The sequence below is a fragment of the Pseudoflavonifractor phocaeensis genome (assembly GCF_038439875.1).
In the GTDB taxonomy this organism is placed as follows: domain Bacteria; phylum Bacillota; class Clostridia; order Oscillospirales; family Oscillospiraceae; genus Vermiculatibacterium.
Map to the genome: position 1 here is coordinate 1 of NZ_JBCDMT010000002.1, position 12,006 is coordinate 12,006.

Sequence of the window (12,006 nt, forward strand, 5' to 3'; positions counted from 1 at the left end):
TGCAAGAGGGTCTGGCCTATGACCAGGCCAGACCCTCTTCTATATTCCTCAATAGCTCAGTCGGTAGAGCATGCGACTGTTAATCGCAGGGTCGTTGGTTCGAGTCCAACTTGGGGAGCCAGAATGCGGCATGCCGCCGCTGTCTGCGACGGCGTGCCGTTTTTCCTTGTTCCAAAAGGATCGTGCGGCGAGACGGGCCTTTAGCTCAGTTGGTTAGAGCAGCCGGCTCATAACCGGTCGGTCCTGGGTTCGAGTCCCCGAAGGCCCACCACATAGGGGTATAGCTCAGTTGGTAGAGCAGCGGTCTCCAAAACCGCGTGCCGAGGGTTCGAGTCCTTCTGCCCCTGCCAGGGTACAAGCGGTTTATCCGCATGACCATATATAAAGATGGCGCGGTAGTTCAGTTGGTTAGAACGCCGGCCTGTCACGCCGGAGGTCGAGGGTTCAAGTCCCTTCCGCGTCGCCATCTGTTGGGCGCAACCGCGCCTGACATGCTGCTATAGCTCAGTCGGTAGAGCGCATCCTTGGTAAGGATGAGGTCCCCAGTTCGAATCTGGGTAGCAGCTCCAGAGGAAGCCTTAGAGCCTGAATGGTTCTAAGGTTTTTTCTTTTGTCGTTACATGCTCGCAGTTTGGCCTTTTGGGGTTTACTTGGGGTTTATAATGGAGTACAGAGAGAACTGACCTGTAAATGGAAAAGAGGCACAAGATATGAAAAAGGTGAAGATCACGGTGCTAAAGACAACTTTGGATCAGGAGTTGGCGGCGGAATATGGCGCAGAGGGCCTGGGCCCTTGTCCTATGATGCGGGCGGGTCAAGTGTTCTACGCTGATTACGCCAAGCCTGAGGGGCTGTGTGACGAGGCCTGGAAAGCGATCTATCAGTATGTGTTTGCCTTGGCCCACGGGGCGGAGAAGGAACTCTTCTACTACGGGGACTGGATCAGAAAACCAGGGGTGGCCATCTGCAGCTGCAACGACGGGCTGCGGCCTGTTATTTTCAAGCTGGAAGCCACAGAGGAAGAGGCGAAGATGGAGTATATTTCGGTGCAGTGACCGGATGGGAGGATGAGGGGAATGGAAAACCGGCTGGAGGTGCGGCCTGTGGCCCGGATGGTGAGCGAGTTTCCCACCAAGTTCGGGATCCCCCGGCAGAGTGGGCTGGTGGCGGAGCTGAGGGGAAAGATCGTTCTGGAAGAAGAGTTCCGAAACCCCGACGTCCTGCGGGGCATCGAGGGATTTTCCCATCTGTGGCTCATCTGGGGCTTTTCCGCCGCCCTTCGGCGGGACTGGTCCCCCACGGTGCGGCCGCCCAGGCTGGGGGGCAATACCCGGGTGGGGGTTTTCGCCACCCGATCCCCCTTCCGGCCCAACCCCCTGGGGCTGTCCTGTGTGAAGCTGGAGGGGGTGGAGCTCCACACGGGGGAGGGGCCGGTGCTCTATGTCTCGGGGGCCGACCTAATGGACGGCACCCCTATCTATGACATCAAGCCCTATGTGCCCTATGCCGACGCCCACCCGGAGGCCGGGGAGGGCTTCGCCCCTCCGCCGGAGCGGAAGCTGGAGGTGCGGTTCCCCGCGGAGCTGCTGGAAAAGGTCCCGGAGGACCGGAGAGAGGCCCTTCGGGGGGTGCTGGCCTGCGATCCCCGGCCCTCCTACCAGGACGACCGGTCGCGGGTGTACGGGATGGCCTTCGCGGGGCTGGAGGTGCGCTTTTCGGTGGAGGGGAACCTCCTGCGTGTCCTGGAAGTTGAGGACGGGGACCGGACGCCCTGAGGGGAAGGGCGGTATAACGGCCCTTCGCCGTGATATCCAGCATGGTCCGTAATAACTGCCTGCAGAATAAAAGATGAGACGGCCGAAGGGCCGTCTCATCTTTTGCTTTTCTATTGGGGAGGTGATTGCCGATCAAAAAGGAGTGGGGGATCGCTTTATGCCTCCTGCCGGAACGCCTGGCCCTGCCGACACCGGGCAGTCTGGACGGACGGCGCCGCAGTTTCTTCCGGCAGGAGGCGGGGCGGTTTTCTAAATGATCCTGGTCCGGACCAGCTTTCTTTGAAAAGGACCTCCCCCGGCGCGGCCGGGGGAGGTCCTTTATTTGATCACATGTCCTGGGGAGCGTCCTCGTCGGGGTGCTCCTTGCACCAGTGGATGAACTCCACGGGGTGCTGGCAGCGACGGGCGACCTCCTCCTCGCTGAGGCCCTGGTCCAGATAGCGGAGGATGACGGCCTTCATGCTGTCGGCCAGCTCGATGATGTGGCCGTCGGGGTCGAAAAAGCGGAAGACCCGCTGGCCCCAGGGGTACTCCTTCACATCGTGGAGGATCTTTACCCCCGCCGCCTTGACCTGGGGGACCTCCTGGTCCAGGTGGTCGGTCTCGAAGTAGAGCTCGGTATCGTGGGCGCCGTAGACCGTTTTCTCCTCGGGAAAGCCCACCAGCTCGGCAAACTGCTCCTGGAGGGTGGGGCCGCCCGCGAAGACCAGGTTGGCTCCCAGGTCAAGGGCCACCTTCCGGCCCAGCACGTTTTCATAGAAGGGGCGGGATACGGCCATGGAGCGCACCGCAAACAGGACACCTCTGAATTCCATTGAAACAATCTCCTTTTCGTATGGGATGGCAAAAGAATAGCAGAAAAACCGGGCCCCCGCTTGTAAAAAACGGCCACCGGCAGGGCGCCCCGTCAGAAAATCGTATGTTTCGCTTCAGAAAATCATCAGGGAATCCACAGGGAAAGTTGAGACTTGAAGGGGCCCGCTTTTGTATGATGAATGTACAAAAGCGGGCGCCGCGGCGCCCGCGGTGGAAGGGGAGAAAAACAGTGGAGCGGAAAAATATCGTGGTTCTGTTTGGTGGGTGCTCGCCGGAGTATGGCGTGTCCCTGGAGTCGGCCAGCGGGGTGCTGGAGCACATAGACCTGAAAAAATACCGCCCGGTGCCGGTGGGCATCACCCGGGAGGGGGACTGGTACTGGTTCGGCGGGGACTGGAAGGAGATCGGGGCGGATACCTGGGCGGATTCTGAGCGCCTGGCTCCGGCGGCCCTGTCCCCCAATCGGAGCGAGCATGCCCTGCTGGTGTTCCGGGAAAGGGGCGTGGAGCGGGTGCCCGTGGACGGGGTGTTCCCCGTGCTCCACGGCGGAAACGGGGAGGACGGGACGGTCCAGGGCCTCTGCGAGCTGGCCGGCATCCCCCTGGTGGGGTGCGGGACCCTGGCCTCCGCCCTGGGCATGGACAAGGACCGGGCCCACAAGCTGGCCGCGCTGGCGGGGGTGGCGGTGCCCGCCTCCTTCGTGCTGGAGCCGGACTTCGCGGTGGAGGAGGCCCTGTCCCGGGCGGAGGGCCTGGGCTACCCGCTGTTCGTGAAGCCGGTGAAGGCGGGCTCCTCCTTCGGTGTGACCCGGGTGGCCGGGCCGGAGGACCTGCTGTCGGCGGTCAACGGGGCCTTCCGCTATGACGGCGAGGTCATCGTGGAAGAGGCCATCCCCGGCTTTGAGGTGGGGTGCGCCGTCATGGGCCACAGGGAGCCGGTGGTGGGGGAAGTGGACGAGATCGAGCTGGCGGGCGGCTTTTTCGATTTCACGGAGAAGTATAACCTGATCACCTCCCAAATCCACGTCCCCGCCCGGATCGACCCGGAGAAGGCCGGGGAGATCAAGGAGGCGGCCCGGAAGATTTACCGGGCCCTGGGCTGCCGGGGCTTCGCCCGGGTGGATATGTTCCTCACCCCGGAGGGGAAGATCGTTTTTAATGAGGTGAACACCATCCCCGGCTTTACCGCCCACAGCCGGTTCCCCAGCATGATGGCGGCAGCGGGTATTTCTTTTGAAGCGGTGCTGGACCGGGTCATCGGAGAGGCGGTGGGGACATGAGGACGGAGCTTTTCCATGGCCCGGCGTTTGAACTGGGGGACCTGGTCCTGGTCAACGGGACCTTCCCCTGTCCCCCCGAGCTGCCCCAGGAGCCGCTGGTGCCCGTCCACCCGGCCGACGGCGGCATTTTGATGACCCGCCGGGCGGCGGCCATGCTGAATGCCCTCATGGAGGAGCTGGGGGGCTGGGCGGCCATCATCCCCGTGAGCGGCTGGCGCTCCCAGGCCGAGCAGCAGGCCATCTGGGACGACTCCATGGCGGAGAACGGGGAGGAGTTTACCCGGAAGTTCGTGGCCCGTCCCGGCCACAGCGAGCACCAGACCGGCCTTGCCATCGACCTGGGCCTGCGGGGGGAAGAGGTGGACTTCATCCGGCCGGAGTTCCCCTACGAGGGCATCTGCCAGGCCTTCCGGGCGCGGATGGCCCGCTACGGCTTCATCCAGCGCTATCCCGCGGGGAAGGAGCGGGTCACCGGCATCGCCCACGAGCCCTGGCACTTCCGCTATGTGGGGACGCCCCACGCCCAGCTGATGACGGAGCGGGGCCTCACCCTGGAGGAGTACCACGTGCTTTTGGGGGAGGCGGGGGCATGAGTCTGCGGGAACGGCTGGTGGACTACTCCAAGGGGGACGACCTGCGCCGGTTCTGGCGGCTCTTCGCCCGGCGGGAGCGGAGCCGGAGCAGGCTGGAGCGGCACATCCTCACCTTTTTCCTCAGCCGGATGGCCCACCGGCACGGGGGATACGTGGGGAATGGGGCGGTGATCCGGGGGGAGCCCTGCCTGCCCCACGGCCTCCACGGGGTCTATATCTCCCGCTACGCCGAGATAGGGGCGGACTGCCGCATTTACCAGAACGTCACCATCGGAGAGGTGGCGGGAAAGGCCCCAAAGATCGGGGCGGGCTGCCTCATTGGGGCCGGGGCCGTGCTGGTGGGGGACATCCGCGTGGGCGACGGGGCAAAGATCGGGGCCGGGGCCGTGGTGAGCGCCGACGTGCCCGCCGGGTGCACCGTGGTGGCGCCCCAGCCCCGGATCATCCAAAAGGGGTGAGGGAAATGCCGGAGGACGGAAAAACGCCCGGCCGGATGGGCCGGGCGTGGGCGGAGGTGGACCTGGACGCGCTGGACCACAACGCGGCCGCCCTGAGGGCCCTGCTGCCACCGGGCTGTCAGCTCATGCCCGCCGTGAAGGCGGAGGCCTACGGCCACGGGGCCATACCCGTGGCCAGGGAGCTGAACCGCCTGGGGGTGGACGACTTCTGCGTGGCCACGGCGGAGGAGGGGGCCCGGCTGCGCCGGGGCGGGGTCCGGGGGGATATCCTGGTGCTGGGCTACACCCACCCTGGGGACTTTCCCCTGCTCACCCGGTACGATCTGGTCCAGACCGTGGTGGACGGCCCCTTTGCAGGGGCCTTGGAGGAGTGTGGGAAGCCGGTCCGGGTCCACATCGGGGTGGACACGGGGATGCGCCGTCTGGGCTTTCCGGCGGAGGAGCCGGGACCCATCGCCGGAGTGTTCCGGCGGAAAAACCTCCGGGTGGAGGGGGTGTTCACCCACCTGTGCGCCGCCGACACCTGCCTGCCCCGGGACCGGGCCTTCACCCTGGGCCAGGCAGAGGCCTTCCGGCGGCTGATAGAGGAGCTGGAGGGCCGGGGCTGCGCCGTGGGAAAGACCCATCTTCTCAGCAGCTACGGTTTGCTGAATTACCCCCGGCTGGGGGGCAGCTACGCCCGGGTAGGGATCGCCCTCTACGGGGAGGGCAGCACCCGGGCGGACACGGAGCGGTGGAAGGACCTGCTGCGGCCCGTGCTGTCGGTAAAGGCCCGGGTGGCCTCAGTGCGGACGCTCCGGCCGGGGGAATACGCCGGGTACGGCCTGGCCTTCCAGGCCAGGGAGGAGACCCGGATCGCCGCCCTGTCCATCGGCTACGCCGACGGCTTCCCCCGGAGCCTGTCCAACGGGGCGGGGCGGGTACTGCTCCACGGGCGCGGGGCCCCGGTGGTGGGGCGGGTCTGCATGGACCAGACCATGGTGGACGTCTCCCACATCCCCCAGGCGCGGGCGGGGGACGCGGCGGTGGTCATCGGCTCCTGGGGGGAGGAGACCATCCGGGCCAGCGAGACCGCCGAGGCGGCGGGCACCATCACCAACGAGCTTTTGAGCCGCCTGGGGCCCCGCCTGGAGCGGATCCCGGTGAGGGGTCAGAGCTTCAGCGGCTCATTGTAGAAATCCTCCAGCCGCCCGGTGTAGGCGCCGGGGGTGAGGCCGCAGACGGAACGGAAGTCGTGGATGAAGTGGGACTGGTCGTAATAGCCAAGCTCCTGGGCCAGGACGGTGAGGGAGGGGACCCCCTCCGACAGCCGGCGCACGGCGGCGTTGACCCGCAGGACCCGGAGAAAGGCCTTGTGGCCCATGCCGGCCCCCTCCCGGAAGAGCCGGGACAGGTGCCGGGGGGAGTAGCCGCTCTCCCCCGGCTCCAGCGCCCCGGCGGCCATTCCGGCCAGGAGGGGGGCGGCGGGATTGGCGAAGGCGGGCCGGGAGAGGAGCAGGGCGTCCACGGCAGTGATGAAGCGGTCCAGATCCCGGCTGGAATAAAAGGCCTCCGCCACCGCCCGTTCCAGGGCGGGGGCCGTGTCCGCCAGGGGCCAGACCCGGTCGGCCAGCTCCCACTGGGGCAGGCCGGTGAGGCCGTAGAGCCCGCCGGGACGGCACTCCACGAAAAACCGGAAGGGACACTGGCCCAGATCGTTCTGGACGGTGACTGTCCGGGTGGTGGGGCCGTACATGCGTCCTTCCAGGCCCCCGGGGCCCAAATCAAAGACCAGACATCCGCTGGCGTCGGGAATGAGGGTCAGCGCCGTCCCGTGGGGGGCCACCGGCCCGGCCAGACAGAGGGTGTAGTGGGCCACCATGGGCCGGAGGGCCGGGTGGGGGAGGAGGTAGATATGGGTGGGGGTCCGCAGAAAACGGCGGTCATGGGCGCCCCGAAAGCTCAGCTCCATAAAATCCCCTCCTCCGTCATAAAATGATACCGCATCCCACAGGCGCCAGGCGCCGCTGCGGCTATCATACCATGCCCGGCGGGCCCCTGGCAAGAAGGGGCCGCTGGAATCATCAGGGAGACGGCTGCCTGACCGCCAGACAGCACTCCACCCCGGCGAAGGCGGTCATGGGATGGGCCGGGTCGGAGCGGTTATAAGAGGCAAAATACCGCTCGGTCAGAGCCGGGGCGGTGAGACGCTCATAAAGGAGAAAGCCGTGCAGGGCCAAAAGGGCCTCCAGCCCGGCTGGGGTGTAACGGGCCTTCATGGCCTCCCGGCCCCTTGGGCCAGCCGTTCCTGGACGGCCTCCCGCCCGCCGGCCCCCGCCGGGGGCTTCACGGGGAGGTCGAAGGCCAGCGCGCTGCCGGGAGACAGAAGGGGGGACAGGGCCGCCAGGAGGCCGTCAAAGGCCTCCTCGGTGAGATAGTAGATCAAACCCAGGAGGGTGCAGAAGGCGGCGGCGCCGGGCCGGAACCCGGCGGCTGTCAGGGCCCCGGTCCACCCCGGCCCGGCAAGGTCGGCCTGGACCAGCCTGAGGTTGGAGGGCAGGGGGATCCCGGCCCGGTCCAGCCGGTTCAGCTTGTCTCTGAGGACGGCCGGGCGGTCCAGTTCAAAGATGCTGAGAGGCTCCGCCCAGCCGGGCTGGCGGTAGGCGAAGGTGTCGTACCCCGTGCCCAGGAGAAGGTACTGCCGGGCCCCCAGGGCAGCGGCCCGGGCCAGGGATTCTTCGGCGAAGGCGGACCGGGCCAGCGGCGTGGGGGCCAGCTGTCGGTCCACCACCCACCGCAGGGCCTCCTCCGGCGGGCCGGAAAAACCGGGGCAGAAAAAAGAGATGCCCTGGGACATGGAGCGGGCCACCTCCTCATAGTCCGCCTCTCCCAGGAGGGCGGCGGCCAGAGGGTCGTCAAAGACCTTTTCTTCGCAGTGCCGGTGGTGGTAGGCCCGGGCGAAGGCGCTCACCAGAGCTGTCATGCTGTTTTGTTCCATTTTATCACCTCGCTATTCTTAATACACCCGGAGGCACAGACAGGACAAGACTTGAAATTCAGGCCGTTTTGTGGTAATATAAAGGCACAAAATAAGAAAAAATCTGCCGTCCCGGCCGCCGGGACGGCTTTTTTGCAAATTGCGCGAATGGGGATGGACGCGGGAGAAAAAAGCGGGTAGGATAGGGGGGAGGTGAAGCGATATGAATCAGATCATCCAAAGTCTGTTTGACCGCAGGTCGGTCCGGGCTTACACCCGGGAGCCGGTGGCCCCGGAGGTGAAGGAGCTTCTGCTGGAGTGCGCCTTCCAGGCCCCCACGGCGGGGTGCCAGCAGCTCTACACCATCCTGGACATTGTGGATCAGGGGGAAAAGGAGGAGCTGGCTGAGCTGTGCGACCACCAGCCCTTCATCGCCCAGGCCCCGGTGGTCCTCATCTTCTGCGCCGACTGCCAGCGGTGGCTGGACGTGTACGGCGAGGCGGGGACCGAAGCCAGGAAGCCGGGGCCCGGCGACCTGCTGCTGGCCATGGCCGACGCCGTCATCGCCGCCCAGAATGTGGTGGTGGCCGCCGAGAGCCTGGGGCTGGGCTCCTGCTATATCGGGGACATTCTGGAGCACCAGGAGCGGGTGCGGGAGCTGCTGGGGCTGCCCGATTTCGCGGTGCCCGCCGCCATGCTGGTGCTGGGCTGGCCTACACAGCAGCAGAAGGAGCGGCCCAAGCCCCAGCGGACGGATGGAAAGTACCTGGTGTGCCGGGACCGCTACCGCCGCCTGACGGGGCCGGAGCTGCGGGACATGCTGGGGGGCAGGACGGGGCAGAAGAGCTTTGACGACTGGGTGGATGCCTTCTGCCGGCGCAAGTACCAGTCCGACTTTTCCAGGGAAATGAGCCGGTCGGCGGCCAAGTGGCTGGAACCGTTTCAAAATGAGAAATTGTAAGAAAAAAGGGGAAATAAACAGAATAAGGAGTTTACTAAAACAGAAAATGTTTCCTTGCTTTTATTTGTGAGAATGATATAATAAAGAGCAAGCGCAGCGGTACATTCTGGATGCCTAGAGTGAAAAACAAGGAGGACTGACCCATGTCAAAGACCAAGTACGTCTACAAATTTTCCGAAGGCAACAAAGATATGCGAGAGCTCCTGGGCGGCAAGGGCGCGAACCTGGCGGAGATGACCCTGGCCGGGATGCCCGTGCCCCAGGGCTTCACCATAACCACCGAGGCCTGTACCCGCTATTATGACGACGGCAAGACCATCGCCCCTGAGATCCGGGAAGAGATCATGGAGTATTTGGCCTGGCTGGAAGAGGAGACGGGCAAGAAGTTCGGCGACGCGGAGAATCCCCTGCTGGTCTCCGTCCGCTCCGGCGCCCGGGCCTCCATGCCCGGCATGATGGACACCATCCTCAACCTGGGCCTCAACGACGAGGTGGTGGTGGGCTTTGCCAAGTTTACCAACAACCCCCGGTTCGCCTACGACTCCTACCGCCGGTTCATCCAGATGTTCTCCGACGTGGTCATGGGCCTGTCCAAGAAGAAGTTCGAGGAGATCATCGACGCCAAGAAGGCCGAGCGGGGCGTCAAGCAGGACATCGAGCTGGACGTGGAGGACATGAAGGATCTGGTGGTCCGGTTCAAGGCCTTCTATGAGTCCGAGATGCACATCGACTTCCCCCAGGACCCCAAGCAGCAGCTCATCGAGGCCGTCCGGGCCGTGTTCCGCTCCTGGGACAACCCCCGGGCCAACGTGTACCGCCGCATGAACGAGATCCCCTACGACTGGGGCACCGCCGTCAACATCCAGTCCATGGTCTTCGGCAACTCCGGCGACAACTCCGGCACCGGCGTGGCCTTCACCCGCAACCCCGCCACCGGCGAGAAGGCCCTCTTCGGCGAGTACCTCATCAACGCCCAGGGCGAGGACGTGGTGGCCGGCGTGCGCACCCCGTCGCCCATCTCCAAGCTCCAGGAGGAGATGCCCCAGGTGTATGAGCAGTTCTCCGACATCGCCAACCGGCTGGAGAAGCACTACAAGGACATGCAGGACATGGAGTTCACCATCGAGAACGGCAAGCTCTACATGCTCCAGACCCGCAACGGCAAGCGCACCGCCGCCGCCGCGCTGAAGGTGGCCGTGGATCTGGTGGACGAGGGCATGATCGACGAAAAGACCGCCGTCCTCCGGGTGGAGCCCAAGCAGCTGGACTCCCTGCTCCATCCTCAGTTCGACGCCGCCGCCCTGGCCAAGGCCACCGTGGTGGGCAAGGGCCTGGCCGCCTCCCCCGGCGCCGCCTGCGGCAAGGTGGTGTTTTCCGCCGAGGATGCCAAGGACTGGCATGAGCGGGGCGAGCGGGTCATCCTGGTCCGGCTGGAGACCTCCCCCGAGGATATCGAGGGCATGCAGGTGGCCGAGGGCATCCTCACCGTCCGGGGCGGCATGACCTCCCACGCCGCCGTGGTGGCCCGGGGCATGGGCACCTGCTGCGTGTCCGGCTGCGGCGAGATCACCGTGGACTATGATAAGAAGTTCTTCACCCTGGCGGACAACGTGGTCCACGAGGGGGACTATATCTCCATCGACGGCTCCACCGGCAACATCTATATCGGCTCCATCCCCTCCGCCCCCGCCGCCATCTCCGGCGACTTCGGCCGGTTCATGTCCTGGGCCGACAAGTACCGCCAGATCGAGGTATACACCAACGCCGACAACCCCCACGACGCCAAGCAGGGCTTCTCCTTCGGCGCCCAGGGCATCGGCCTGTGCCGCACCGAGCACATGTTCTTCGAGGGCGAGCGCATCATGGCCATCCGGGAGATGATCCTCTCCGAGAGCGTGGAGGACCGGAAGAAGGCCCTGGCCAAGCTGCTGCCCTACCAGCAGAACGACTTCGAGGGCATCTACGAGGCCATGGAGGGCCAGCCGGTCATTATCCGCTTCCTGGATCCCCCCCTCCACGAGTTCCTGCCCACCAAGGTGGAGGACATCGAGGCCCTGTCCAAGGATCTGGGGGTCAGCACCCACCGCATCCGCAAGACCATCGCCGCCCTGCATGAGTTCAACCCCATGATGGGCCACCGGGGCTGCCGCCTGGCCGTCTCCTACCCCGAGATCGCCGAGATGCAGACCACCGCCGTCATCAAGGCGGCCATCCGGGTCAACCAGAAGGGCAAGTACACCGTCACCCCCAACATCATGATCCCCCTGGTGGGCGAGGTGAAGGAGCTGAAGTTCGTCAAGGACGTGGTGGTGGAGACCGCCGACCGGCTCATCGCCGCCGCCGGCATCCAGATGGACTATAAGGTCGGCACCATGATCGAGGTCCCCCGGGCCGCCCTCACCGCCGGCGAGATCGCCACCGAGGCCGACTTCTTCTCCTTCGGCACCAACGACCTGACCCAGATGACCTTCGGCTTCAGCCGGGACGATGCGGCCAAGTTCCTCAACTACTACTACGAGAACAAGATCTACGAGTCCGACCCCTTCGCTCACCTGGATCAGAAGGGCGTGGGCAAGCTGGTGAAGATGGCCGTGGAGGACGGGCGCAAGACCCGCCCGGACATCCATCTGGGCATCTGCGGCGAGCACGGCGGCGACCCCACCAGCGTGGAGTTCTGCCACAATGTGGGGCTGGATTACGTGTCCTGCTCCCCCTTCCGGGTGCCCATCGCCCGGCTGGCGGCGGCCCAGGCGGCCATCAAGAATCCCCGCAAGTAAGAAGGTTTAAAGAGGCGCCCTGTCCGGCTTGGACAGGGCGCCTTTTTTTGTGCCGCGTATGGGCGGGGAAGGCGGGCCGCTGGGGACAGCGGCCCCTGCAAGGGGCGGGGGAAATTTGGCAATTAGGCTTCCCCTGGGGGAAGCTGTCGAGCGAAGCGAGACTGATGAGGGGAACTTGTCTTTTTAGCAGGGCCTTTCCCATGTCCCCAGTTCCCCTCATCCGTCAGCCCTTCGGGCTGCCACCTTCCCCCGGGGGGAAGGCTCAGGGCGCGCGCAAACGACACTTATCAATCAAGAACATGTCAGCGGCAGCGGCGCTGGGGGGGCCACAGGTCGCACAGACGCACCCGTGCTTGTACCCCTATCAACGGGCAGTAGACCTCCTACTGAA

Annotated in this window: 12 protein-coding genes and 5 tRNA genes; 13 read left to right on the top strand and 4 right to left on the bottom strand. The window is 65.2% G+C overall.

The window, feature by feature from the left end; all coding sequences use genetic code 11:
• Window positions 1-45: 45 nt before the first annotated feature.
• From AAEU42_RS02685 to tsaA, 7 genes are all read left to right on the top strand, one after another.
• A tRNA-Asn gene (locus AAEU42_RS02685) sits at window positions 46-121 on the top strand.
• 73 nt (window positions 122-194) lie between these two features.
• Window positions 195-271, top strand: a tRNA-Ile gene (locus AAEU42_RS02690).
• Between the two features lie 3 nt (window positions 272-274).
• Window positions 275-350 (top strand) — tRNA-Trp (locus tag AAEU42_RS02695).
• A gap of 39 nt (window positions 351-389) precedes the next feature.
• Window positions 390-466, top strand: a tRNA-Asp gene (locus AAEU42_RS02700).
• A 27-nt stretch (window positions 467-493) separates the two neighbouring features.
• Window positions 494-569, top strand: a tRNA-Thr gene (locus tag AAEU42_RS02705).
• Window positions 570-710: 141 nt separating this feature from the next.
• On the top strand, window positions 711-1,055 hold the full coding sequence (locus AAEU42_RS02710; protein WP_342231991.1) for a TIGR04076 family protein: 345 nt from the start codon (window positions 711-713) through the stop codon (window positions 1,053-1,055).
• A gap of 21 nt (window positions 1,056-1,076) precedes the next feature.
• Window positions 1,077-1,775 (top strand): tRNA (N6-threonylcarbamoyladenosine(37)-N6)-methyltransferase TrmO, encoded by a 699-nt coding sequence (gene tsaA / locus AAEU42_RS02715; protein WP_342231992.1) that lies wholly within the window; start codon window positions 1,077-1,079, stop codon window positions 1,773-1,775.
• Between the two features lie 326 nt (window positions 1,776-2,101).
• Here tsaA and AAEU42_RS02720 read toward each other — a convergent pair whose 3' ends face one another.
• The gene (locus AAEU42_RS02720; RefSeq protein ID WP_342231993.1) at window positions 2,102-2,590 is read right to left on the bottom strand and encodes a VOC family protein; all 489 of its coding nucleotides are present in this window, start codon (window positions 2,588-2,590) and stop codon (window positions 2,102-2,104) included.
• A gap of 230 nt (window positions 2,591-2,820) precedes the next feature.
• Between AAEU42_RS02720 and vanG the strand changes: the two genes are divergently transcribed.
• From vanG to vanT, 4 genes are read left to right on the top strand one after another with little or no spacing between them, the layout of a single operon-like run.
• Window positions 2,821-3,870, top strand: a complete 1,050-nt coding sequence (vanG, locus tag AAEU42_RS02725; protein ID WP_342231994.1) for a D-alanine--D-serine ligase VanG — start codon at window positions 2,821-2,823, stop codon at window positions 3,868-3,870.
• Complete coding sequence (locus AAEU42_RS02730) at window positions 3,867-4,463, top strand: M15 family metallopeptidase (protein WP_342231995.1); 597 nt, start codon at window positions 3,867-3,869, stop codon at window positions 4,461-4,463. Before vanG ends, AAEU42_RS02730 begins: the two co-directional genes overlap by 4 nt.
• Window positions 4,460-4,921 (top strand): serine O-acetyltransferase, encoded by a 462-nt coding sequence (locus AAEU42_RS02735; protein WP_342231996.1) that lies wholly within the window; start codon window positions 4,460-4,462, stop codon window positions 4,919-4,921. Before AAEU42_RS02730 ends, AAEU42_RS02735 begins: the two co-directional genes overlap by 4 nt.
• 5 nt (window positions 4,922-4,926) lie before the next feature.
• Window positions 4,927-6,096 carry a serine racemase VanT catalytic subunit gene (gene vanT / locus AAEU42_RS02740; RefSeq protein WP_342231997.1) on the top strand — a complete coding sequence of 390 codons (1,170 nt, stop codon included), beginning with the start codon at window positions 4,927-4,929 and terminating at the stop codon, window positions 6,094-6,096.
• Here the strand turns inward: vanT and AAEU42_RS02745 are convergent.
• From AAEU42_RS02745 to AAEU42_RS02755, 3 genes are all read right to left on the bottom strand, one after another.
• The gene (locus tag AAEU42_RS02745) at window positions 6,072-6,872 is read right to left on the bottom strand and encodes a helix-turn-helix transcriptional regulator (protein WP_342231998.1); all 801 of its coding nucleotides are present in this window, start codon (window positions 6,870-6,872) and stop codon (window positions 6,072-6,074) included. The two genes, vanT and AAEU42_RS02745, sit on opposite strands and share 25 nt — an antisense overlap.
• 112 nt (window positions 6,873-6,984) lie before the next feature.
• Complete coding sequence (locus AAEU42_RS02750) at window positions 6,985-7,179, bottom strand: hypothetical protein (RefSeq protein ID WP_342231999.1); 195 nt, start codon at window positions 7,177-7,179, stop codon at window positions 6,985-6,987.
• Window positions 7,176-7,883 (bottom strand): class I SAM-dependent methyltransferase, encoded by a 708-nt coding sequence (locus AAEU42_RS02755; protein WP_342232000.1) that lies wholly within the window; start codon window positions 7,881-7,883, stop codon window positions 7,176-7,178. The genes AAEU42_RS02750 and AAEU42_RS02755 overlap by 4 nt, the downstream gene beginning before the upstream one ends.
• Before the next feature lie 217 nt (window positions 7,884-8,100).
• Here AAEU42_RS02755 and AAEU42_RS02760 point away from each other — a divergent pair, with 217 nt between their 5' ends.
• Window positions 8,101-8,838 carry a nitroreductase family protein gene (locus tag AAEU42_RS02760; protein WP_342232001.1) on the top strand — a complete coding sequence of 246 codons (738 nt, stop codon included), beginning with the start codon at window positions 8,101-8,103 and terminating at the stop codon, window positions 8,836-8,838.
• A gap of 143 nt (window positions 8,839-8,981) precedes the next feature.
• Window positions 8,982-11,615, top strand: coding sequence for a pyruvate, phosphate dikinase (ppdK, locus tag AAEU42_RS02765; RefSeq protein ID WP_342232002.1), 2,634 nt, complete (start codon window positions 8,982-8,984; stop codon window positions 11,613-11,615).
• The last annotated feature ends 391 nt before the right edge of the window (window positions 11,616-12,006 follow it).

Excerpts from the sequence above, each read along its gene's own strand:
- AAEU42_RS02730 (WP_342231995.1), top strand. The coding sequence starts at position 3,867 with ATGAGGACGGAGCTTTTCCATGGCCCGGCGTTTGAACTGGGGGACCTG.
- AAEU42_RS02735 (WP_342231996.1), top strand. The coding sequence starts at position 4,460 with ATGAGTCTGCGGGAACGGCTGGTGGACTACTCCAAGGGGGACGACCTG.
- tsaA (WP_342231992.1), top strand. The coding sequence starts at position 1,077 with ATGGAAAACCGGCTGGAGGTGCGGCCTGTGGCCCGGATGGTGAGCGAG.
- AAEU42_RS02745 (WP_342231998.1), bottom strand. The coding sequence starts at position 6,872 with ATGGAGCTGAGCTTTCGGGGCGCCCATGACCGCCGTTTTCTGCGGACC.
- vanT (WP_342231997.1), top strand. The coding sequence starts at position 4,927 with ATGCCGGAGGACGGAAAAACGCCCGGCCGGATGGGCCGGGCGTGGGCG.
- AAEU42_RS02755 (WP_342232000.1), bottom strand. The coding sequence starts at position 7,883 with ATGACAGCTCTGGTGAGCGCCTTCGCCCGGGCCTACCACCACCGGCAC.
- ppdK (WP_342232002.1), top strand. The coding sequence starts at position 8,982 with ATGTCAAAGACCAAGTACGTCTACAAATTTTCCGAAGGCAACAAAGAT.
- AAEU42_RS02760 (WP_342232001.1), top strand. The coding sequence starts at position 8,101 with ATGAATCAGATCATCCAAAGTCTGTTTGACCGCAGGTCGGTCCGGGCT.
- AAEU42_RS02750 (WP_342231999.1), bottom strand. The coding sequence starts at position 7,179 with ATGAAGGCCCGTTACACCCCAGCCGGGCTGGAGGCCCTTTTGGCCCTG.
- AAEU42_RS02720 (WP_342231993.1), bottom strand. The coding sequence starts at position 2,590 with ATGGAATTCAGAGGTGTCCTGTTTGCGGTGCGCTCCATGGCCGTATCC.
- AAEU42_RS02710 (WP_342231991.1), top strand. The coding sequence starts at position 711 with ATGAAAAAGGTGAAGATCACGGTGCTAAAGACAACTTTGGATCAGGAG.